We start from the raw sequence: 23,353 nt of genomic DNA on the forward strand, positions 1-23,353 counted from the left end.
ATTGTAACATAGAATTGGTTCAATATAAGTAAGTAAAAAAAATGAATAGATTCAAAACAATATTTTTTCTCATTCTCTTTGTTGGGATACCTTCCGTTGCTTATGCACAGCAAGGATCCATTAGAGGTGAGGTTCTAGATGCATCTACCGCGGAGCCGATGTTTGGTGTAACTGTACTAATTAGAAATCCACAGAAGTTTGCAAAAACAGATTTAGATGGAAAGTATGAATTAGTCGGAGTTCCCGAAGGAACACATACACTCGAATTTGTAATGATTGGGATGGAGACAGTTAAGAAGTCCGTTTCCGTACAAGCAGGTAAGACTGAAAAAGTTAACTTGGTAATGGGTGCCAAAAAATTAGATGAAGTTCTTGTCCAAGATCGCGCGATGAACGATACGGAAGCTTCTCTATTGAAATATCAGAAAAAAGCGGCAGCAGTTTCTGATGGTATATCAGCCGAGGCAATTGCGAAAACACCTGATTCGAGTGCCGGTGACGTCATGCGACGTGTAACTGGTATTACATTAGTTGGCGGAAAGTACGTGTTTGTACGCGGGTTAGGTGAAAGATACTCGAATACAATGTTTAATGGTGTTCCACTTCCTTCGCCAGAACCAGACAAAAGAGTTGTTCCATTAGATTTATTCCCTGCGTCTCTCTTAAAAAATATCGTGGTTTCAAAAACTTTTATTCCAGAAGACAGTGCTGAATTTTCTGGTGGAACTGTAAAAATTGAAACAAAGGAATATCCAGATAAATATTTCTTCAAGTTTGGTTTAAAACTCGGGTATAATGCAAATACTACCAATCAAAACTGGAAAACGTATTCAGGTGGTGGGCAAGATTGGTTAGGTATTGACGAAGGAAATAGAAAGAAACCTGCGATTGTTGATACTCTCCCGAATGCACAGTTTGTGGAAGGGGGAAGATTAACAGGAGGATATCCAAGAGATATTATTACTTTAGGATCTTTATCATTTAATAACCAATGGTCACCAAAACAAACAGACGCTCCTTGGAACAAGGGTTTAGATATATCAACTGGTAATGTTTTTAAGTTTAGTGAATCAGTAAAATGGGGAACTCTTTTTGCTGTAACTTACAATAGAGACAACCAATTTAAGCAAGAAATTGACAGATTTAATTTAGTAGGGTCTGTTTCAAATGATCTTCCTAGAGACGGAAAGAACCGTGTATTGATCCCAGTATTAGATTATCGATCTCGTATTTATGAAGAGACTGTTTCCTGGGGAACCATGTTTAATAATACTGTAGACTTTGGAAAAGGACAGAGATTATATTGGAAAAACTTTTTCTCAGTTAACAATGACAAACAAGTCAGAGAGTATGAAGGAATTAACAACAATATTCCATACGAACTTCAATCTACTAAGTTAAACTATGTAATGAGAAACATATTGAATTCTTCGATTGGAGGTGACCATCGTGTTCCAATTGGCGAAACAACTACAAAGTTAGATTGGGTAGCTTCTTACTCAGAAGCGAATCGTAACCAACCGGATATGCGTGACACAACTTACGCAACAACACCGGGAAATTTAGGGACAGATGGAGCACCTCTTGTAAGTGCAACTAACATAGGTTACTCTAGTAGATTTTTTTCTCAATCAAAGGACGTAAGCCGTTATTTTGCAGTGAACTATGAAATTCCATTTAAACAATGGGCTGGTTTTGAAAGTAAATTTAAAACAGGATATTCTGCAGTTGATAGAGAACGTAACTTTGAAGCAGAATTTTTCTCTTTTGTCAATCCGAACGGAGAAGCTGGCAGGGGATTGGCTAATCAATCATTAGGTTCTCGATATTATCCAATACCGCCCGAAGCTATTTTGAATCCATTTAATCGTGGAGCAAATGGTTACCAAGTTCGTGAATTCACTCGTCCAACAGACAAGTATGTAGCAAATCAGAAAATTCATTCATATTACGGTCAATTTGATCTTCCTTTGATTAAAGACTTACGATTTATCGGAGGTGCTAGATATGAAGACAACTACCAAGCGGTTCGTACCTTCAATCCGTTTAGTCCAAAAGATGATTTCTTATCAAAATTCGATTATCGAAGCGAACTCGATCCTTTCTACAGGAATTTAGTTGACCCAACTTACCGACAAACGAACGCAAGATTAGCTAATCGAAACGTTCTTCCATCTGTAAACTTTATATATTCATTAAGTGATATCACTAATTTGCGATTAGCTTATACACAAACGTTAACTCGACCAGATTTTAGAGAGTTGTCTCCATTTGAATTTACTGATATTTTAGGTGGTCCACCAGTTAAAGGTAATCCTGACCTTAAACAAACTTATATTCACAACTACGATCTTCGATATGAAATGTTTCCTGGCGGAGACGATTTCTTTGCAGTCGGACTATTCAGAAAAAACATGATCGATCCTATCGAAAGAGTGGTTCAAGTTGATAACCAATTTAGATATTCTTATATAAATGCGAAACAAGCATACATCCAAGGAGCTGAAATAGAAGCTCGTAAGGGATTAGGTTTTGTCTCAGATTATCTCGAAAAATGGTCTGTTGGTATTAATACATTTTTTATTAAATCTGAGGTTCAGCTAAATGATTGGTTATACTATCAACTCGCTCAAGTTGGTGCTATTAATGATGTAAACCGTCCAACAAGTCTTTCAAGACCGCTTCAAGGACAGTCACCATATGTATATAACTTCAACCTTAGATATCGGTTTGATAAACAAGCAAATCACACGATAACCTTTCTATTTAATCAATTTGGTAGAAGGATTAACTCTGTCGGCGGTTTAGGGATTCCAGATACCTATGAAACCCCAGTAGGTGTATTAGATGCTGTTTATAGTTTGCGTTACGATGAAAAGTTAATTTTCAAAGTTGCGGCGAGAAACTTAAACGATGCAAGAGTTAAGATCGTACAAGAGAATCCTATTTTAGGTCGGGAAGAGACTGTTTATAGTTATCGAACAGGACCAACGATCACAATGTCTGCAACATATAATTTTGATTAAAAAATTCTATAGGATAGAAAATGAAGACTAAAACTAAAAAATTTGGAGTACTCCTACTCGGAATTACAATGATGTTAGGTGCACTAACACAATGTAAGGAAAAGAAAGAGGACAATAGTTTACTTCTTGCCGCAATTCTTTACCTTAACCAAGGAAGAGCGCCAGGAGTATATATTTCGGGGGTTCTTGTTGATGAAAACAACGAACCTATGGCAAACAAAACGGTTACCATCAAAGGTAGAGGTGAAACACCAACTGTAGTTAGAACTGGAACCGCAGCAAACAGAGGATATTACAAAAATGTTCTTTCTGCTTCTCCATTCGAAACTCGTTTTGCTGATGGTGATTCTAACATCTCCACTCAGTGTGGTTCTGCCGTTTTTGCACTTTATGGTGCAACACAAGCTTCAATTCTTGGTGATCGTCAGTTAATCTGTGATACTTCTACGCTTGCTTCCGAAGCAGTGACAGCTGGTATCGCAGAATCACTCGTAGCCTCAGGTGAAGTTGTGGCTCAATTTACAACGAACGCAAACGGAGCTTTCATTTCTCAAAAATTTGTAATTCCAAACACTGGAAATACTTATACAGTAGAGGTTGACGGTGCTGCAAGAAATAGACGTCTTCGTGTTGCTCGTTCTGGAACTTCAAGTTTACTTACTCAGAGTGACATCATTCTCGGTAATAACACTACTCCAACTGAACAAGTAGCAAGTAAATATGCATTTTCCATCTTTAACTTAGTAGTTGAAGTTGAATACCCACGACCAATCAGAACTTTAGAAGGAACATTAGCATCTAACGTATCCATCGGAGCCAATGAACAAGTGATCCTTCAAGGAACAGTAATTGTTCCAAACGGTGTAACTTTATCTATTGGTGAAGGGGCAAAAGTATATGGTTCCGTATCTCCAGGTGGCGCCCTACTTGTGAAACAAGGTGGAAAATTACAAGCAATTGGAACTGCGTCAAACCCTGTAGTTTTTTCATCTGAAAAAGCAATCGGACAAAGACAAGCAGGTGACTGGCAAGGAATCATCCTACAAGGAAATGGAATCCAAACCTTTGGTAGTATCGGCGGAGCGGCAGTAGGTGAAGGAGACGTAGGAACTTTCGGTGGAAATAATAATGCCGATTCTTCTGGTACACTTCGTTACGTAAGAATTGAATTTGCTGGTGCTCCTTTCTCTCCAGGAAACGAAAGAAATTGTCTATCACTTATGGGTGTTGGATCTGGAACTTCAATTGATTACGTTCAATGTCATAAAGGATTTGATGACGGTTTTGAATGGTGGGGTGGAGCTGTAGACCATAAATACATCGTTTCTACTGCCAACCGAGATGATCAATTTGACTTCACTGATGGATATATTGGTAGAGTTCAATATGCAGTTGCTCACTTAGATATTAACTCAATTTCAGCTAACGATGATACTTCACGTTGTGTTGAAGGAGATGGAAATACATCTAACTCTTGCTCAAATAGTGCGAGATCAGGTGGAAACTGTGCGGATCCATGGTTTGCAAACTTAACATGTGTTGCTTCAAATGGAAATTCTGTTGCAACTTCTGGGACTAACTTAGGACCAGCTTGGTTCATAAGAAGATCCGGAGCTGCAGTTTTAGTTGGTTCTATTAGTCATTCAGTAATACTTGGAACGACAGCATCGATAAGCTGTACTACAACTGCTGGACAAGAAGCTATCACAAGATTCGGCGATATTACGACTTCATTAGGTGCTGCTGCTTGTGCAGGTGGTACTGCTTTAGGAGCAAATTCAGTAAGTGATGCAATTACTCTTACAAGTGTAAACGTAACAGCTCCAGATTGGACTCCAACTGCTGGAACAATTACTGCTTCTGGAAACTTAAAAACGGTTGGTGGAGCTCAAATGAACCAAGCCCATTTTGACGATACTAACTACCGTGGAGCCATCAACACTGGTGGAACAAAATGGTGGGATGGTTGGACTTCCTTCCCAGCAAACTAAAAAGTTTAAACTAAAGTATCTCTTTATAAAAAGGCTCCTGCTCGAACAGGGGCCTTTTTTGTAACCCAAACGTATTTTGAATGTAATATTCGACAAGAAAAATATTTCAAATTTGATAAAAAAGCGGAAAAGCATCTTAAAAGTAGTAAATTAAATATTTCAGGAATTAACTTACTTAAAACGCCAACAGATAGATATTTGGCGAATAAGAACAAATTAAGTGACTTTTTGCACTTAGCTATAATAAAACTAATTATAGAATTAATTTCTGCATCGAAAGAATTGGAATCGCAAAATACATTTGATTGGTGATTTATCTAAATCAAACTAAAATAAATCTATCTGGAATTGAACGTAAATTAAATTTAAAAGTTTAGAAAAGAAAGCTCTAGTTTAAATTGTTCCTCCTTTTCTGCAGCATACTTCATTGGCAATTGTGTTTCTGGAATATTGGGGTGATTACTATCAATACAAAAAAACGGAAGACTAGTTTTTTGAACATGGCCTTCCGTTTACTCTTTACTATCGATTGTATCAGTTTACCTCGATACAATAATCAGCTTTTATGACTTTACTTAATCTCATTCGTATTTTCGAATCCAACTTCTGTGTCCATTAGTTTGGGCAATATATGGATTAGCTCCAATGAATGAGAAATCAAATACATAGCCATTTACTACATTATCCAAAAAATCTAATTTTAAATTTGGACCTACAAAATGACCTAAATATTTAATGGCAGAACTAGAGCCTACAGGAGTTTCAGACCAACCTAAGTATATTGTGCCTTTCGGATTGATTTCAAGATTGGAAGTGTAAACGTTTGCACTCGAAGTAAAATTAAGATTTGTACTTCCAACAGATAGCCAATTTGTTCCATCAAAAGTCTTCACATTTAATTTACCGTCGGAATCAAATGACAAATATAGCTTTCCACCAAAGATTTTAAAATCATGAAGGGAAGCATTCGTTGTCGGAGCTAAATTTAATTCTCCACCAACTGAAATCCAGGAAGCTCCATTCCATTTTTTCACAAAAAGCTTCATTTTACTGGAGGTATCACGTTCTGAGAAAGCTACGTAAGGTATTGATCCGTCGAATTGAATATTTACTTTCGATGGGAGATTATTTGTTAAACTAGAACCAACAGGCAGCCAGTTAGTGCCATTGAATCTTTTTACTATAATCGAATAATCTGTGCTCGGAAGTTCTGTGCCATTCGTTCGAAATGCTGTATAAGCGACCCAAGGATCTGTTCCATTCATACCAATCGAATAGCTAAAATTTAATCCATTCAATTCAGAGTTAATGAGCGAGCCTACAGATAACCAGGTATTAGAACTCGAATCATATTTTTTAGCATAGAGTTTGATATCTCCATTGGCTAATGAAGCGTCACCAGTATACGTTGGCGCAGTGCTATACAAAACATACGGAACTGGGCCAGCCATAGTCATTGAAAGATTCAATACAGCTTGTAGTTGCCATTGACCAGTAAAAGATACAATAGGAGGCAATGTTGAGAGACCTGAGGATCGATCAAATTTATATGTGCTTAATTGTTCTTTATTATTAAATGAACTAGAAGCACTTTGAAAATGATTGAAAACAAAATATGCTGTATCACCATCTGATGTTATACTAGCTGCTGACGAAAAAAATGATATGACCCCAGGATAACTCGCATCATTGAAGTTGGATCGTACATCAATTAATTGTCTGGCAAGGATTTGAATCGTCTGAGTTAATTGGATAGTTCCATCTGCAATACTAGCGACAAGATTGGAAAAGCCAACTTTTGCATCGAGAGTATAAAGATTTACGACAAGACTTGTTGGTGTATCTCGGTCTAAGGTTCCCAGATCTCCATTGGTAGGGACATTCCAATCTGCATTCAACCAAGGAAAGTAGGTTACGATATTTCCATAACCATCATGTCCTTCAAGAGCAAAGTATTTCACATTTCCTTCTTTCATAGAAATGGTTTGTGGTTCATCAGTCTTAGAGAGTAAAGCAGTTTTGTTTCCAAAAGAATCTGTTTCATAAAGAGATAGAGTCTGTACATTTCCTGGAAGAATTGTAAAGTTCTGGGTGACCGAGTTTGAAACTGAAGATAAGAGTTTTAGTTCTATTTTTCCTGAACTAACATAGTCACTTTTAGTTGCAGTAAAGAGAGTTCCCGTACTACCTGGTTTATCCAACTTCCCTACATTGTTAATCGCATTAACCACTTCTGGAATTATATACTGCCCCGTAAGATAGGAATTTGTATCCTCATTTCTGCAAGAGAGAATCAAATTTCTCTGGAAACCAACATTGATATTCTGAATTCCAGTTAGATTGGTTCGTAAGGTGTTAGGTAAACAATTACGATTCACGGTATAGCTAGTAACTATTGGAGAATTTGATTTAAGTGACTTATTGTCCCAAGCCTCTATTTTAATATCAAGAGTTGTGCCTGCAAGTTTGTCTGCATTTGTATAAAATGTGGAAGGGATCAAATAGACATACCTACTTGTGGGTGATGTTGAGATATTGTTTTCTGGTTGCATTGCTACTTCATTAGTATAGCTCGCAGAAGTTGATTTTTTATAGGACAGCTTGACTGCTATAATCGATCCATCTAAATCAATGTCTCTAACATCGGCTCGAATATAAATCGGTGCATCTGCATGTATTTGAGCTGGAACTGGACTTTGAAGAGAAATAAGGGGAGAATTATTCCCCGCTGCAGAAGGAATTGCAAATAGCGCATAACTCGTGAAATGTTCTACTTGTGCTACTAAGTTTCCTTTTGTATAATCAATGGACGTTGGGACGCCAACATAAGACTTACTTGCCTCATCGTAGTAAAACATTTGTTGTGATCTTAGATTCAAATTTTGTTCAGAAATCTTGGATGAATCATAGGTTATGACCAAGGAAGCTGGTTTATCCATCGCAAACTGAGTTCCTGGTGGAGAAAACTTATACCCTTGTCCAAAGAATTTAAACTGGCTATTGGAGTCGGCTTTTCCAGTTTTTTCTATCGTAATTTCCGTATCCTTATCTAAGGAATTTGGAGGAATTACAAAGCTAAGTTCTTTTCCAAGTTGGATGCTTCCACCATCAATGGAATTAATCATTGAAGTAACCGTAGTTCCATCACTCACAATCAATGATGAATTTTGGTCGTTAGAACCAATAAAAAGTCTTAATAAAGAAAGATTATCATTACCTTTGGATTTTGTAGTTTCGGTTCCTATACAAAACTGTAGGAAGGTCATTGTAAATAGTAGAATTGCAATTGCAACCCTACTTCGGGTTTTAGTTTCGACTAACTTAATTGTCATATTTTTTACCTTTTAATTGGATTTTCAAAATACATAAATAATGAATTACTAATTTACTGTTTTAATAATCGAAAATTTACGATTTTTGATCTGCGAACAAACGTTATATACATTTTTCTTAGAGGCCACATTCGGGTGCTAGGCGGTACATTTGCGATAAATTTTTTTAGAAAAAATTTTGATAAATGTAATACAATTGTAAAGAAATTACAATCTGTACGTAACTATTGGAGTTGGGTTCCTTATTAAAAGATCTATTGGCCAGAGAGAATTATTGTAGAATGAACCACCTGTTGAGGCTACTCTTTGTCTTAGAATTTAGGAGTTTATCTTTGTATAAAAAAATTAAATTCAATTGTATAACGCGATTACATTTTGAAGTAGTGCATCATCTTCTTTGGTTATAAATTTTAGCTACAAAATCTTTCTCGCAAAAGCGAGGTTTGTTATAAAGCCATTTACAAATCCAAAAAGAATGTTCGAGATGGTTTGTTCCCTCTTTTGATTTTTCTTGAACAGCATTCACTAAACAAAATCTGACCTTTCTTTCCCAATTATTTCTTTCTTGTTTTTCTAATATCATTCATACAAAATTCTGTAATGAAAAAAAGAATGAACGCGAGCTGTACTCCTAATAACTTCAATGTTTTAAAAAATATTTTATTCGTCTCCGTATATCTTTTCCTCTATCCATTTACCTTTCTTTCGGCAGATTCTAATATCCTTTTAAATACCAATCAAATTGCTGAATCCACAGAACGGATTTCAGTAAAAATACCAACAGACCATTCTAATCTAACGACTACTTCTATTTCTTATACGAATGCTATGTCCGATGGTACGCCAGCACCAAAGTTAGTATATGTCAAATCAGGAGAATACTACCTTGCATACAATGATGGAAATTCCAATGGAAGAATTGTCAGTTTAGATTCTAATTTCAAAGTTTTAAAAGAACTAGTGAGTTTAAAAAACTTTCGAATTGAAGATACCATTGCAGACTCTAATGGCCTGACTGTTTTATTGTCTGAGTTCGTGATTGAAAAGAAAGGAAATTACGAATCCAAAAATTTTCATACGGCTTATATCAATCAATACTCTACTTCCGGAAAATTAAACTTTAGTACTAGGATTGTTGGTACAAAGGAATACAAAAAAGTCGGAGACCAAGGTATCGATACTACATTTGGAACTTTAACTTTGGCAAAGACGGCTGACGATCATTATGCGACTTATTTTTCAACCTATCGAAAGTGGGATGATGGGGTAACTCACCAAAGTGAATATCTTGCCCTATTTGATGATTCTGGTAAACGAGTGATGAAGTCTGATGGCAAAACACCCGAAGGGTTTACGTGGAATGTAAGTCATAGTTTTCGACCTAGATTTATCAATGATGGAAAACAATTGGTGATGGTCACAGTCGGTGATGCTTATCCAAGAGGTTTGGTGGTGGATAGTTTTCCTTCTCGAAAACGTGAGTTACCCATTGTTGTGCCCAAAGCCGGACCAAATGAAACTTACCAATACGTTCCGATTTCCACTGGTGATCTATACTCAAAAGATGGCACAACTTGGATCACATTTGATTCGAATTTAGATCGTTCTTCGTACGATATTGGTTTACTGATTCAAACTGAAGCTGGGCTTTCTAAACCTATTTATTTAACCAATACAACCAAACAAAGAGAAAGAATTCCAAGGATTGTTCCCTTAGGAAAGGATCATTTGTTTGTTATGTGGATGACTGATGATGGTACGGAAAAAGATAAATGGTTCCCTAAAATTTCAAATATGAATTTGGAAGCATGTTTGATCAAAAAAGATGGGACTATAGTCTCTAAACCACAAGCATTTGGTTCTGGTAAAGGTTTATCTTTTCGAGCAGCAGCTCGTTTTTTTTATTTGCCGGATGGAAAGTTTGGTTGGGTGAACGATCTAACCGGTTTGGCAGACCAATTAGAAATTATTTTAGTCTCACCTTTTCAAAAGGAAACGACTGTTGTTTCTTCAAATGATAGTCCAACACCACAACCTACGAAAGTAAAGATTGATCCCAGTTTAGGCAAACCAATGGTAGCTGCTATCTATGAAGGAAGGGAAGAAGAAGCCATTTCCCTTTTGAACCAAGGAGCCGATCCTAATACAATCTATGAAGGTTGGTCTGCTTTATTGTATGCAGCTTACTTTGGGCGTACCGAATCTGTAAGAGCACTGATATCTCACCAAGTAAATACAGATTTTTCAGTGGATGGTTGGAATGCTCTTCGGTTATCCGAAGTTAGGGGCCATTCTCAAATTGTTACTTTACTGCAACCACTAACAAAATCGCTTTCTAGATCCTTGTCTCTTTCAAAATCACCGAACCCAAAAAATCCATTAACGTCGATCGGAAATAACAGAAGTCTCAGATCAGAAATTGAACCTGCTGAATTGAATCAAAACCTAAAAAATTTAGGAACACCAATGAATTGATTTCTTAGTGTAAACTTTGTTTTCGAATAGAGAAATCAGTAAAGTAAAAACTGACTTCTCTATTCTTAGATTGAAAATAATACAGAATTTATTTTCCCTCAGGATTCACAATGATAGGCAATCCATCTTTTCCGTTTGGAACGAAGATCAATTTATTATTTGGATTTTCCATAGCTTTCAATTGGATGTATTTCTGAGTCAAAGATTCTGAAATCATCCTTTGTGCTTTTGCTTGGGCTTCCGCTTCAATGAGAACCGCTTTCGCTTTACCATCAGCTGAGATTTGTTGGATCTCTGCATCACGTTTGGCGATATTGATTTCGAACTTCATTTGTTCTTGTTCTTGTTGTTTCGTAAGTTTGCTTTCAATCGCTTTCAAAATGGAAGGACTGTATTCTACATCATCAATGATCACATCATCAATTTCAACGTGTTTGTCCTTTAACTTTTCACTCAAAGATTTTTTAATCTGTGCTGAAACGTTAGGTGTTTCCTTTGAAATGGAAACCATGTTATAGGCAGACAAAATATTTCGAATTGCAGTCCGAAATTGTGGTTTGACTACCTTTTCATAATACCCTCGGCCAATTTCCATTTCCAATTCATATATTTCGTTTTGAATCGGTCGGATGATGATCGCCGCACTGACAGTAATAGTTAAATCATCACGAGTGAGGACTTCTACTTTTTCTTGGTAACTGCTCCATTGGACGGAGTAGACATAAACACTGTTCCAAGGCATATAGGTTTGCACTCGAGATTCTAAGGGTTTTTGGCTGAGACCCGTGCTATACGGTCGCCACATCAGACCCACCTCTCCCGGACTGATGATGGAGAGGCACGATGTAAAAAAAAGGCTCACACCCAAAATGGAAAGGAACTGGAAACTGGTTGGAAAAATGGATCGACGCTTCATAGTTAAACCATTAGACTAAAACCGATGTTAGAATTTCTATCCAGTCGATTTTTATTCCAAAGGTTATCCATTGTCATTTTTTTATTAATGATTGGATCCAGCTTTTCCTGTATGGAAGATGAAACTGTAGTCAAAGCTCCTATGAGTAGGGAGCACCGTCTGTTCCAGGCAGTCGAAAAGGGAAACTTAGAATTAGTAAAAACAATTCTGGCGGAAGGTGTGTCCGTCAATGCCAAGGACTCCTTAGGCAATTCCTCTTTAATCAAAGCAGCGGATGATGAAGAACTGGAAATGGCTAAGTTTTTAATCGAAAGAGGCGCTAATGTCAACCTACGCAATACCACCGGCGAAACAGCTCTCTACCGCGCCGTTTACCGTGGAAATTTAGATTTGGTTAAACTTTTAGTGAAGGCTGGTGCGGAAACCAAGGTTAAAACTGTGGGTGGGGTGAGTCTTATGGAACTTGCAGAAGAACGTGGGGAAGAAGGAATACTAAAGTATCTAGGTTCTCTTAAATAGGAATTTCCTATTTAAACAAGTTCGAATATAGTTCGTTAGCCGCAATGCTGTAATTTACAAATAGAAAGGATTATAGTTCATGATTCCAGAATATAAAAGATTTATAGAGAAACTTAAAGAAGAAAATTCCGATTCGGGATTACTGAAAATAGCTCAAATAGTTTACGATAACTTAGACAAACTCGAACCACTTGGAACCAATAGAGGTAAACGTTCTATTGAATTAATTTCTTTAGCCCAAAGTGAATACGAGAACAAGGAAATAACAGAAACAAAAGCTAAGGAAACTGAAGACACTGATACTCATCAAATTAAGCGATTAACTAGTTTAAGTATAAAATCTTTTAGAGGTTTTACTGATTTGGAGGAATTTGACCTAGATGATAGAATCGTTCTTCTTTTTGGACCGAATGGGACAGGTAAATCTAGTTTTTGTGAAGCTTTAGAATACGGATTACTTGGTTTCGTCGAAGAAGCAGAATCTAAAAGATTTTCAAGACAGGAAGATTACTTAAAAAATGCTCGATTGAACAATTTTAGTCCCCCAATTCTAAAAGCTAAAGACATTCATGATTCAACTATACCTATTTTTCCTGACGAAGAAAAATATAGATTTTGTTTTGTAGAGAAGAATCGGATTGATAATTTTTCTAGAATTGCAGCAAAGACACCAACTCATCAAGAAAAATTAATTGGTTCTTTATTCGGACTAGAACGATTTAATGAGTTTGTTAAAAACTTTTCAACCGAATTTGATACGAAATATATCGATTTAGTTGGCATCAAAAACGAAGAACTCGCTGAGAAAAGAAAGATACTAGCAAACCATGAAGAAGTAATAAAAAATAAGGAAAAAACTCAAATTGAGATTCTTGAAGTCGAAACAAAGATTTCATCAGATTTTAATGCTAAATTAGAATATGTAGAGCTCTGCAAACTAATCGGACTAGACAGTTCCAAAAGCAGAATTGAGGTAATCGAGGAAGAAATTAATAGTCCTCTTCCACCAAATTTTGATTTCAATTTTGGGATTGTAATAAGTCTAGAAGAACTAATTATTAAATATTCAAAAGAGCTTGATGAAAAAAAAGAAGATTACAAAAAAAGAATAAGCGAAATAAATTATAGAGACTTGTATAAAGCAATTTTATCCATCAAAGACGAGTCATCAGAATTTTGCCCCGCATGTTTGACTCCATTAGATTCTGTTAGGGAAAATCCATTTATACGATCTGAAAAGGGATTACAAACTTTAGAATATCTTTCGAAGCTGGAGACAGAAATCGAAATTCTCACAGAAAGCATTAGATCCACCTTGGTAGATGTAGTTAGTATGCTCAAAAATATTGAATATATTGATTCAGAGTTAATACCAGAAAAAGCAGAGATAAACATTAATGAATTAATACCGGAGAACAATCACATATCCATTCATTGGTGGGAAAACAAATTCAATTCTAATTCCAAAAACAGAATATCTCTTCAAAAAATTAGCGACGCGGTCAAATTGCATAATACGAAACTTGAAAAGCGAAAAGAAGAAAGAGAATCTCTAAATCAAGAACTTAAATCTCTACGAAATCTTAAAGAAATAATTATAAGGCATGACGAAAATAAAAAAACAAAGTTGCAATTTATAGAAAAGGCTGACGAAGAAATAAAAAAATTTGAAATAGAAAACAAAGAACTTATAGAAGCAGTTAACGTTGAAAAAGAAATAGTGCTGCGAAATCAAAAAATCACGAATTCATATCAAAATTTCATTCTTGCACTTCAAAATTACCGAAATAAACTTCCTTCTTTATTAATTGCAGATTTATCCGATATAGTGAAAGATATATATAATTCTTTTAATAGGCAAGACCCTGAAAATGATAAAATCGGTTCCATCCGCCTACCTTTGGAAAAGAATGAAAAAATTGAAATCGCCTTCAATAGCAACCTAGATTTATATTATGATGCTCTTCATATTTTAAGCGAGGGTCATATTCGATGTTTAGGGTTGTCAATATTATTAGCAAAAAATGTAAAAGAAAAAAATCCTATTCTAATCTTTGATGATCCTGTTAATGCTATTGACGATGAACATAGGGATGCTATTCGAAGGACTCTCTATGAAGATGTCTACTTTGAGAATACGCAAATCATATTAACAACACACGGTGAAGAATTTTTCAAAGATGTTCACAATTTAATAGGTTCAGAAGCTACTAAAAAATCAAAGTCGTATGTCTTTTTACCGCATAAAGGAGACAACAAAATAATCGTAGATTCATCTCCTACTCCACGGAACTATATATTGGTTGCAAGAGAAAGATTAGAAAAACAAGAAATTCGCGAAACACTTGCAAACAGTCGCCGAGGATTAGAATTTATTACTCTTGAGATTTGGAAGTTACTTAATAAACATGGCGATGGAAATTTAAGCTTAAAACTTCGATATCCAAAATCTCCACCTGAACTTAGAAATGTAACAGAACAATTGAGATCAAAAGCTAACAAAGAAACCTTCCATTTCAGCAACAAACAAAAACTTATAGAATCATTAGATAAATTGCTTGGAATTAGTGGCGAATCTAAAGAATGGAAATATTTAAACAAAGGAACTCATGAGGAAAGCGATCGATCAGAATTCGAAGTTTCAACCGTAAAAACTATAGTTGAATCTCTTGAGCAGTTAGAGATTGCTATTAGATAAAATCAGCACTGCGGCTAACAGCATCTTAACGCTTCACTTCGGGACAAGCCCTTGGTCGGCCTGCGACAAATTTCCGATCTCCCTAAGGCCTACAACGCAGGCTCAGGGCGGGAAAATTCGTCAAGACTAGTTCGTTATGCGAAATGTTTCAAATCAACCAAAGGAAAATAATATGATTTTAATCGATAATTTAATAAGAGATATTATCAGAAATAACAAATTCAAAAGAATAAGTTTAATATTTATAATAATTGCTCCACTATTTTATATTAACCTAAACTACGACAAATACGATCTTGAACCTACTTCAGTTTTTCCGATTTCATTATTAATAATGATCGGAGGATTATATATATTTACTATGTTGTTCAAATTATTTTTTGAACTAACTAGCACAGAACCAACTAAAGAAGATGTTAAACCTATGTATTTATTTTGGACTTTATTAGAATTTCAAATAATATTTTCAATTCTTATGATACCTTTCCTCTATTTATTCTTAAATTATTTCAATCAAATACATGAATTCGTTAGAAATATATTGATTTTACTTTTAATATCAATATACCACTTAATACTAGTTTGCATTGTCGGCTCTAGATCTCGATATAACATTTTACCTAAGATTAAAATATTTCTAAAACACAAAAAACTGTTAAATATCTATGCAATTCTAATATTTATTAATATTATATTTCAATTTGAATTTATTGCATATTTTATTGATTATTTAAGATTATTAACCACTTTTGTTTTATTTTCTCTATCCTATTTACTTTATATTACTTTAATTCGACAATGGCAGAAAATATATTTCGAGAATGAAATAACATCTGATGTAGAATGAAACACTTCGCATAACAGTAGCGGATTATCGCTTCGGAACTAACGTCCCAGTCAGGACTCAGGGCCAACCTACGTCGGTTAGTATAGTTCGTTATGCACCATGAGCATAAAATGTATTAATAATTTAAAATTTCTTCTTAATACAAAATAAATTGCAGAAGAATAGATATTAATAGAGTAAATTTGGAAATAGAAATTGATACCATTAAGTTATCTGAAATTCTCGGCATATTTTAACCGATTTTATTCGAAGTTATACTCTTTTACTATGACAAATTCGTTTATAAAAATCTTTATCTTTCTGATTGCCGTAAATTGTTCACAGAATAACAAGATCGATTATACTATCGAGGTAACTCAAGAATGTAAAATAGAGGTAACCTCGGTCTTTTTTAATACAATACCTTGTCAATCAATATTGTTTATGCCTGTTTTATGTAAGCATAAAGTATCAGTGCATGGAAATTATTATTCAAAAAGTCAAGATGTTGATAAATGTTATGTTTCAGCATTTTCTTATACAATAAAAAATAAACCAATAACAAGGGAAGAAAGGGATAAATTATTAAGCTTAGGGTGGTACGAGGCACATGACCTAATCAATAAGATCACATTTGTATATAGTTTACAAACGACACTAAATAAACCCGAATTCTATATAGAGGGAAAAGCTCCTGAATTCAACTTTGAACATGATCTTCCAATTGCTGAACCTTGGTTGACAGCAGTGGAATTCAATATTGAATCAATGAAAGAACTTACTTATGTTGGATATTCAAAATAAGTATTCCATGTCCATGGGCGTATAACAGCAAATTTGTAAGTTTTCAAATTAAGTCAAAATAGATAAAAAAATTTTTATCAGAGTATAAAATGAAAATGTTTCATGTATTAAAATTAATTATCCTAGGTATCTTTATTATTGGAACCTCCGTTCATTCAATAGAGACAGACTGCAAGACAATTAAGTCTTTTGAAAGCAACGGTTATACATTTGATACGTTTCCAAGTAAATTTCAATTCGGTAAAATTGATTATATAGCTGATTGCGAAGAAATTATATTCCATAGATCAGGGATTTTCTATTATCGTTTCACCGGATGTTTAGGCACTAGAGCAATTAGGGGGACATGGAAGAAATCCAAAAAAGGAATAAATTTTACCGGTACTTTTAAAGAAAACGATTCGGAAATTACTACTCAATGTATCAGCGATTATCATACTTCCGATTCAAAAGTAATCAAAGATTGTTTTAATCGACTTAAAAATAATTTACTAATTAAATATGGAAAATATCCCTTAAAATTCCTTGTGTCTGGCAATGAAATCTTAGACAAAAAGAATATAATTATTTTGAATCTGAATTCTACTCTTGATAAACCTATTTCCGGTAAGTCCATAAGTGGACCGTTAAACATTGAAAATGAAGAAGCTGGATGTTTTTTAAATTCTGAAGAAAAATATTAACGGGAAAACTCCAAACATGAAATACCATAAATATATGATTCCTATTTTATTTTTATTGATTCATTGCGGGAATAAAGAAGAAAAAAATTCAATCATTACAACTAGACCTTCGCATATTCCAATTTATGCAAAACAATTTAAAAATGGAGAATGGTTCTTAAAAGATTCAAATGCTGGTTATTTAGCTCATTGGCTTAATGATGGGACACCTATCTTAGAAGCATTTTTAGTAAACAATCTCACGGAAAGGATCATTATCAGTTATCCAATACTTTCTAATTTAAAAACTTTTTATAGATTTAAATTATTAAAAAATGTTACGTTCCAGAAAATATTGATGATTTAATCAATTTAGAAGACAAAGAAAACTATCGGAAACGGGTCACTAAGGTATATTTTAATATGTATCTCTATCGTGGTTTTGAAGCTAATGATCTTTTATACCCGAGAGAGTTTTTTAATACTGTTATGTGGAATTCTGGTCCTAATATTGCTTTCAAAGATAATAGAATTTATTCATTTACTTGTAACACAATCAAATCCTATTCATCTGAAGTTTCTGCAGAAAATTGTGGAACTAAGTTCCATTATAATAACAATTCTACGATTGAAAAAACCTCTTTTCCCATTAAATGTAATCATAGTTGCTCCGATCAAATTGATATCATTCAAAAAGGAATTTATCAAATTAATGAGTATAGACATGCAAATATTTATCAGGATAAAAATCTCGATTCACGCATTCTAAAAACTATTGATCGTAATGGTACAATTCAAGTTCTAGAAAATCGAATTAGTATGACTGAAATTAGTTACGATAACATTCTTTGGGTGAAAGTTAGAAGTGGAAAGATTGATGGATACTTGTTAAAATCCAGTATTAGCAATCGTAAACTTTGAATGCTTCAAAAGTAAAACGCAAAAAATATGAATACAAAAGAGGGAAAGCTTGGTCGCTAGAGTTGATCATAGAAGGAAGCAACCAAATAGCCCTCGTTACAAATATTTCTAATTTATAAAAAATTGGCAATGATTTGTTCAACATCAAGCGGAGTGATTCCCTCTTTTTCGCTAAAAATTGTATTTGCTTCCTGTTTTGATTCTGTTCTTTTTCCCCTGGCTTCTGCATGTAGTTGGAAAAGTTCATAAAGACTTGGTTTCATAAGTGATGTCATTGCTTTACTCATAAGGGAAATCGAAGACAAATTATTAATCACATTATTATTATAACCGATCCTATCCGTGATGGAAATATCCGTCCAAATTACTTTCCTATCTTCAAGATCAATAATGAGAGGAATACAAATTTTTGTATTCGAAGTAATGTCAAATTTATTCTCAACTGTTTTGGGATCAAAAATTTCACCACTATTTGGGTGTTGTCTTATCATATAACCAGCAAAACATTCAGGTAAATCAACAAATGGCTGTTGTGTGTATGAATTAATTGACATGATAATATAACGAGATCCGAAATTAAGAAATTGATTGATATCGATGTCTATAAACTCAGAAGCTCCATCGGGAGCAGAGGTTATATCTCCGCTATGGTAACCTCCCAATTCTTTTAAATTGAAATATGCTATAGTTGTTTTGAATATATAATTTTTATCGAGAGCAATGGCACTTAAATCAATATCGGTTCTTTGTTTTCCATCTTTCCACCAAATAAAAAACCTCACCGTATTTCCATCTGGTAGATCTAGTTTACTACCTTTGGAAATTGTTTTTAAAGATTTTGAAGAAGATCTTAATGCAAAAGGTACAGTATATTTTTCTAAACTTTTATCAATATAAACATTCCCTAAAGGTTCCATGTTTTTGAACTTTTGAACCAAAGTGTCCTTACAGATTGAAACTACCTTGAGGCGAGTGACTTCATCTATTTGATTCAGATTATATTTTATTGCTTGTACTTTACTAACATTTCCTTTAGGAAAAAAAATACGCAAATCTTGTGTTTGATTACGGTATTTAAAATGAGTTAAAACTTGTAGTAATACAGCATTAGATACTTTGCCAGCTATTTGTTCAAAGGTTTCTATGATAGGGTTCGCATCTTTGGATATACGAATCAATTTATCCAGTTTTCTAGCAAATTCCCCGGGCCGATTTTTTAATAATGCGATTAAAGACTCTAAATTTTTTTCACTCAAAAACTTCTCAAGTTTTCGATTGAATGTTTCAAATGGTTTGTCATTTCTAATAACGTCGAATGCTTCATAACACTTTGGAAATTTATTTTTATATTCAGATGGATGAATTTTTTCTCCAATTCGTTTCCATTGTTCACGGTAACGCAACATATCTTCTGTTATCGAAGTACAATTCTCAAGTAAGGATAATATGAGTCGACGGTCTCTTTTTTTAATATTTTTAAATTTTGTATTTTCTGAAAGACTTACGTCTCCGTCTGATAAAACCGTTATATAACGAAGTATGTCAGTCGCCGTTTTAAAATTTTCTCTCATAAAGGAATCGGCAATATTAGTATATTTAGTTAAAGAGGCTCCAATAAATGCAATATTCTCCTTTAGGGGGATATCATTTGGAAGATACTTGATAGTAGAATCTTGATAATGTTTTACAAACCATTCAATATCTACTTTGTCTATTTCTGAAACAGGAATATTTGAACCAACAACTCTAGTAAATATAAGGTTGAAATCTTGAACGTTGCCTAACTCGATAATTTTTAAGTTAATATTATCTTTTAAAGTTGGTCTTGGTTCTTTTAAATATTGAGGTAATATTCTAATCCCTAACCAATCGCCAAAATAATGAAGCCAAGCATTTAGATATAATTCTGATTCTTTAGCCTCCATTACCTGTCTGGGGAAATTCGGGTACATGGGCTTAAAGCTAACATGATCTCCCAGTAATTGTTTTAAATTACCTATAATCTCACGATAGAACTCTTCAATTTCATCGACTGAGTAAGTTCTTAATATCTCGATGATTTCTGCAGAGAATGTATAACCTAAATTTTCAACGTTCTTTAATAAGGTAGAAATATAGACATCTTCAAGTTGGTTGTTTTTCCCTTGAATGATGATCTTTTTTTTCCGTCTTAAGTATATATTGTTCAAAATATTTTTACTCTACTGATTCATCTCCACCAAGGTTTCAAAAAGAATCTTAGTCCCAAGTTCCAAATTATCAACCGTCATGTTTTCGTTTTTTCCATGCATTCCATCTATGTCTTCTGATTTGAGAACTGCTGGAATCAAACCATAGGATTTAATTCCCAATCTTCTTAAGTACGAATTGTCCGTTTTTCCAGGAGAAAGAAACGGAGTCACCGTACTATTTGGAAATTTGTTTACAGAAACGGCTGCCAATGTGCTGAAAAGACGAGTGTTGATGGGAGATATATCTGTTGGATTGATATCGGTAAAAGTTACTTCTGCCTTATACTTTTCCGCAATTGTTTTTACCTTATTGGCAAAGTCTTGAATGTCCACACCAGGTAATGTTCGGATATCAAGTCTGCCCGAAGCCTCGCCTGCGATTACATTTTCTCCACCTTCCCCTTCTGTCGTACGAAATCCCGTTATAGATTTAGTATTGGTTGTCATGGCAGTTAGGTGACGATTTCCTCGAATCGTTCCGTGTAATAATGGTTTGATCAAAGGGTTTCTAGCATTTTTAAGAAAAAATGAATTGGGAAAAGAACTGATAGTACCCAATTGATAAAAGAAAGCATCCGTTTCTTCTGTGATACGAATATCAGATTCAAGTTCTCTCACTTCATTAAAAAATTGGATTAAAGAAAGGGCAGGGTATTGGTTGGGAGGAGTAGATCCATGTCCACTGGTTCCGGTGATTTTGGCCCGTAACCAAATATTTCCTTTTTCCGCATATTGGATGTTAAAGATTGTGGCTCCTGGAATGACAATGTCTCTTGTGGCAACACCACCTTCATTGATGGCATATTCGTAACCTTGGAGTAAATGTTTTTGGGCAGTTGTCATATACCTACCACCTAACACAGACCCCGATTCTTCATCGGCTAATCCTAAATACATGATTTTTCTAGTTCTTGGAATTCCTGAACGTTTGATTTCTAAAAAGGCAAGTAATTCCATAACGGCCATTCCTTTCATATCAATGGCTCCGCGACCCCAAACTCTGCCTTCACTTACTGTTCCAGATAGAGGGTTTACTTTCCATTCTTTCGAATCAAATTCTACTGTATCCAAATGGTTTGCAAGGATGATCCCTGGTTCTGGATTAGGAACCGTTGCTTGTAATTCTGCAATTAAGTTGGGTCTAGTTGGATGTTTAGGATCAAAAACCAATCGTGAAGGAATTCCTTCTTTTGAAAGGACTGCTTGTATGTATTTGGCTACTTGGATTTCATTTCCACGAACTGAAGGAATTTTTAATAGATCCGATAAAAGTTTTACTGCTTCAGCTTTGCGGTTTTCCCAATCTACCTTCGGATAGGCCTTTTTTAGTTCGGCATACTTTACTTTTTGACCAAATGAACATTGGACAGTGAATACCGTAATTACTAAGGCCGAAATCCATAACTTGCTAAACTTCATAAATCTTTTCTCCCACTATCAGTGAGAAAAATAGAATCATGGATTTGAAAACTTAAAAGTAAAAACTAAATTAGTTTTTTCGAAGAACCAATCTGACGATGGCAGCTTTTCCTTTGTGGAACGGACTTTCATTCAGTTCAGTTTCAAGAGCTTCTTCGTATTCAACATTCATTTCGGAAAAATCCATTCGTAAGTCCTTCAAATGACAAAGCATGTCAGGATCTTTAGGACCACCGGATGTGTATTGTAGTTGATCTGGTGAAAAGGCCTCCAATAACAAAATCCCACCTGGTTTTAAGGTGCGGACACAATTCCTATGAACCGTTGTGCGTATGGATTTATGAAAATGTGAAAAGATAAGAGCAACCATATCCATTTGTTCTGGTGCATAAGGATAACCTAGGACATCCGAAATTTCATAGTGAATGGAAACATTCTTTTCGTTCGCAAGGGCGATTGCTTTTTCTTTTCCAGATTCCGATTGGTCAAAGGCAAATACCTCCCAACCGAGGCCCGCAGCAAATACGGCGTTCCTTCCTTCCCCTTCGCAAGGAAATAAAATCCTTCCTTTTTTTAAATTAGGAAGTCGCGAACGTAAAAATTCATTTGGTTCTTTGCCATACACATATTCTTCGTTCGCATAACGTTCGTTCCAGAAATTTTTGGTATACATATGACTCCTCTGTTCTGAATGAATCAGTGATTCTATTTTATACCAAACTTGCTTGAGTAGAAATCCTTTTTCAATAGAAACGAATTAATTCTTCGGCTGATTCTCGTGGTGTGTGGAAACGGTTGAGGTTGGAATCTGGTTTTGGATACCCAATACTCAATCCCAAAATCACTTTTTCTTCGGCGGGTAAACCTAATGAATTTTTAACTACATCAGGAAAGGAGCCAAGAGATGCTTGCGCACAAGTTCCCAAACCTTCTTCCCTTGCTAAAAGCAGAACGGATTGGAGAAAACATCCCAAATCAATTCCCACATAATAATTTAGATCAAATTTGGATGTAATGAAGACAGCAGTAGGAGCTCCAAAAAATTCAAAATTGCGAAGCATAAACTGATTCCTTGCTTCTTTGTCTTTTCTTTCAATCCCTGCTATTTCGTAAATTTTCATCCCCAAATCAAACATTCGTTTTTTCGCATCACTCGGGTAAGACTCTGGCCAATTGGTTTCTGGTTTTGGTGCAGACTCGTAAGCGGCTTTTACCAATTCCTGTGAGAGTTGGTTCCGTTTTTCTCCACTCACAATATGTATCTTCCAAGGTTGGGAATTTTTCCAGCTAGGGGAACGTAGGGCTTTTCCAAAAACCTTTTGAAGGATTTCATTCGGAATGGATTTTGGAAGGTAATCGCGAATGCTATGTCTTGTTTCTAAAGCTTCCGTAACAGAAGTAGCGATTTCATGTATGGATATCATTTCTAAGTTCATGGGATTTTCTCCTGAGGAATATACATACCAGTCGGTATGTATTGGGCAAGCATTTTTATACATACCAGTTGGTATAATGTTTGCCTAGTTTTGGTGG

The 23,353-nt window shown here is 34.9% G+C and carries 16 protein-coding genes; 9 read left to right on the plus strand and 7 right to left on the minus strand.

What is annotated here, in order from left to right:
• Window positions 1-41 precede the first annotated feature (41 nt).
• The gene (locus tag EHQ70_RS16245) at window positions 42-3,026 is read left to right on the plus strand and encodes a TonB-dependent receptor (RefSeq protein ID WP_135588140.1); all 2,985 of its coding nucleotides are present in this window, start codon (window positions 42-44) and stop codon (window positions 3,024-3,026) included.
• Window positions 3,027-3,046: 20 nt separating this feature from the next.
• A complete protein-coding gene (locus EHQ70_RS16250) occupies window positions 3,047-5,017 on the plus strand; it encodes a hypothetical protein (RefSeq protein ID WP_135588142.1) in 1,971 nt (656 codons plus the stop codon).
• Window positions 5,018-5,598: 581 nt separating this feature from the next.
• On the opposite strand, the gene EHQ70_RS16255 is transcribed toward EHQ70_RS16250, so the two are convergent.
• Together EHQ70_RS16255 and EHQ70_RS18640 are read right to left on the minus strand one after the other, a co-directional pair.
• Complete coding sequence (locus EHQ70_RS16255) at window positions 5,599-8,349, minus strand: hypothetical protein (RefSeq protein ID WP_135588144.1); 2,751 nt, start codon at window positions 8,347-8,349, stop codon at window positions 5,599-5,601.
• Window positions 8,350-8,737: 388 nt separating this feature from the next.
• Complete coding sequence (locus tag EHQ70_RS18640; RefSeq protein WP_135588146.1) at window positions 8,738-8,932, minus strand: hypothetical protein; 195 nt, start codon at window positions 8,930-8,932, stop codon at window positions 8,738-8,740.
• A 29-nt stretch (window positions 8,933-8,961) separates the two neighbouring features.
• On the opposite strand from EHQ70_RS18640, the gene EHQ70_RS16265 reads away from it, so the two are divergent.
• Window positions 8,962-10,824 carry an ankyrin repeat domain-containing protein gene (locus EHQ70_RS16265; protein ID WP_244288377.1) on the plus strand — a complete coding sequence of 621 codons (1,863 nt, stop codon included), beginning with the start codon at window positions 8,962-8,964 and terminating at the stop codon, window positions 10,822-10,824.
• Between the two features lie 88 nt (window positions 10,825-10,912).
• Here the strand turns inward: EHQ70_RS16265 and EHQ70_RS16270 are convergent, their stop codons facing one another.
• Window positions 10,913-11,740, minus strand: coding sequence for a prohibitin family protein (locus EHQ70_RS16270; protein ID WP_135588150.1), 828 nt, complete (start codon window positions 11,738-11,740; stop codon window positions 10,913-10,915).
• A gap of 24 nt (window positions 11,741-11,764) precedes the next feature.
• Here EHQ70_RS16270 and EHQ70_RS16275 point away from each other — a divergent pair, with 24 nt between their 5' ends.
• The 6 genes from EHQ70_RS16275 (at window position 11,765) to EHQ70_RS16300 (ending at window position 18,170) form a co-directional block, all read left to right on the plus strand.
• Window positions 11,765-12,259, plus strand: a complete 495-nt coding sequence (locus tag EHQ70_RS16275) for an ankyrin repeat domain-containing protein (protein ID WP_244288378.1) — start codon at window positions 11,765-11,767, stop codon at window positions 12,257-12,259.
• Between the two features lie 79 nt (window positions 12,260-12,338).
• Window positions 12,339-14,957, plus strand: a complete 2,619-nt coding sequence (locus EHQ70_RS16280) for an AAA family ATPase (protein ID WP_135588152.1) — start codon at window positions 12,339-12,341, stop codon at window positions 14,955-14,957.
• A gap of 1,270 nt (window positions 14,958-16,227) precedes the next feature.
• The gene (locus tag EHQ70_RS16285; protein WP_135736257.1) at window positions 16,228-16,587 is read left to right on the plus strand and encodes a hypothetical protein; all 360 of its coding nucleotides are present in this window, start codon (window positions 16,228-16,230) and stop codon (window positions 16,585-16,587) included.
• Window positions 16,588-16,682: 95 nt separating this feature from the next.
• Entirely contained in the window at window positions 16,683-17,270 is a 588-nt protein-coding gene (locus tag EHQ70_RS16290) for a hypothetical protein (protein WP_135736256.1), read from the plus strand.
• Window positions 17,271-17,286: 16 nt separating this feature from the next.
• Window positions 17,287-17,616, plus strand: coding sequence for a hypothetical protein (locus tag EHQ70_RS16295; protein WP_135588158.1), 330 nt, complete (start codon window positions 17,287-17,289; stop codon window positions 17,614-17,616).
• A 56-nt stretch (window positions 17,617-17,672) separates the two neighbouring features.
• Window positions 17,673-18,170 carry a hypothetical protein gene (locus tag EHQ70_RS16300; protein WP_135588160.1) on the plus strand — a complete coding sequence of 166 codons (498 nt, stop codon included), beginning with the start codon at window positions 17,673-17,675 and terminating at the stop codon, window positions 18,168-18,170.
• Window positions 18,171-18,283: 113 nt separating this feature from the next.
• Here the strand turns inward: EHQ70_RS16300 and EHQ70_RS16305 are convergent, their stop codons facing one another.
• From EHQ70_RS16305 to EHQ70_RS16320, 4 genes are all read right to left on the minus strand, one after another.
• A complete protein-coding gene (locus EHQ70_RS16305) occupies window positions 18,284-20,359 on the minus strand; it encodes a TerD family protein (RefSeq protein WP_135588162.1) in 2,076 nt (691 codons plus the stop codon).
• A gap of 12 nt (window positions 20,360-20,371) precedes the next feature.
• A complete protein-coding gene (locus tag EHQ70_RS16310) occupies window positions 20,372-21,820 on the minus strand; it encodes a M20/M25/M40 family metallo-hydrolase (protein ID WP_135588164.1) in 1,449 nt (482 codons plus the stop codon).
• Window positions 21,821-21,890: 70 nt separating this feature from the next.
• Window positions 21,891-22,493: a class I SAM-dependent methyltransferase gene (locus EHQ70_RS16315; protein ID WP_135588166.1), complete on the minus strand. Its 603-nt coding sequence runs from the start codon at window positions 22,491-22,493 to the stop codon at window positions 21,891-21,893.
• A gap of 70 nt (window positions 22,494-22,563) precedes the next feature.
• Window positions 22,564-23,256 carry a nitroreductase gene (locus EHQ70_RS16320; protein WP_135588168.1) on the minus strand — a complete coding sequence of 231 codons (693 nt, stop codon included), beginning with the start codon at window positions 23,254-23,256 and terminating at the stop codon, window positions 22,564-22,566.
• Window positions 23,257-23,353 lie beyond the last annotated feature (97 nt).

The sequence above is a fragment of the Leptospira congkakensis genome (assembly GCF_004770265.1).
GTDB lineage: Bacteria > Spirochaetota > Leptospiria > Leptospirales > Leptospiraceae > Leptospira_A > Leptospira_A congkakensis.

What these genes read in the sequence shown, in the direction of transcription:
- EHQ70_RS16245 (WP_135588140.1), top strand. Translation starts at nt 42, where the DNA reads ATGAATAGATTCAAAACAATATTTTTTCTCATTCTCTTTGTTGGGATA.
- EHQ70_RS16250 (WP_135588142.1), top strand. Translation starts at nt 3,047, where the DNA reads ATGAAGACTAAAACTAAAAAATTTGGAGTACTCCTACTCGGAATTACA.
- EHQ70_RS16255 (WP_135588144.1), bottom strand. Translation starts at nt 8,349, where the DNA reads ATGACAATTAAGTTAGTCGAAACTAAAACCCGAAGTAGGGTTGCAATT.
- EHQ70_RS18640 (WP_135588146.1), bottom strand. Translation starts at nt 8,932, where the DNA reads ATGATATTAGAAAAACAAGAAAGAAATAATTGGGAAAGAAAGGTCAGA.
- EHQ70_RS16265 (WP_244288377.1), top strand. Translation starts at nt 8,962, where the DNA reads ATGAACGCGAGCTGTACTCCTAATAACTTCAATGTTTTAAAAAATATT.
- EHQ70_RS16270 (WP_135588150.1), bottom strand. Translation starts at nt 11,740, where the DNA reads ATGAAGCGTCGATCCATTTTTCCAACCAGTTTCCAGTTCCTTTCCATT.
- EHQ70_RS16275 (WP_244288378.1), top strand. Translation starts at nt 11,765, where the DNA reads ATGTTAGAATTTCTATCCAGTCGATTTTTATTCCAAAGGTTATCCATT.
- EHQ70_RS16280 (WP_135588152.1), top strand. Translation starts at nt 12,339, where the DNA reads ATGATTCCAGAATATAAAAGATTTATAGAGAAACTTAAAGAAGAAAAT.
- EHQ70_RS16285 (WP_135736257.1), top strand. Translation starts at nt 16,228, where the DNA reads ATGCCTGTTTTATGTAAGCATAAAGTATCAGTGCATGGAAATTATTAT.
- EHQ70_RS16290 (WP_135736256.1), top strand. Translation starts at nt 16,683, where the DNA reads ATGTTTCATGTATTAAAATTAATTATCCTAGGTATCTTTATTATTGGA.
- EHQ70_RS16295 (WP_135588158.1), top strand. Translation starts at nt 17,287, where the DNA reads ATGAAATACCATAAATATATGATTCCTATTTTATTTTTATTGATTCAT.
- EHQ70_RS16300 (WP_135588160.1), top strand. Translation starts at nt 17,673, where the DNA reads ATGTATCTCTATCGTGGTTTTGAAGCTAATGATCTTTTATACCCGAGA.
- EHQ70_RS16310 (WP_135588164.1), bottom strand. Translation starts at nt 21,820, where the DNA reads ATGAAGTTTAGCAAGTTATGGATTTCGGCCTTAGTAATTACGGTATTC.
- EHQ70_RS16315 (WP_135588166.1), bottom strand. Translation starts at nt 22,493, where the DNA reads ATGTATACCAAAAATTTCTGGAACGAACGTTATGCGAACGAAGAATAT.
- EHQ70_RS16320 (WP_135588168.1), bottom strand. Translation starts at nt 23,256, where the DNA reads ATGAACTTAGAAATGATATCCATACATGAAATCGCTACTTCTGTTACG.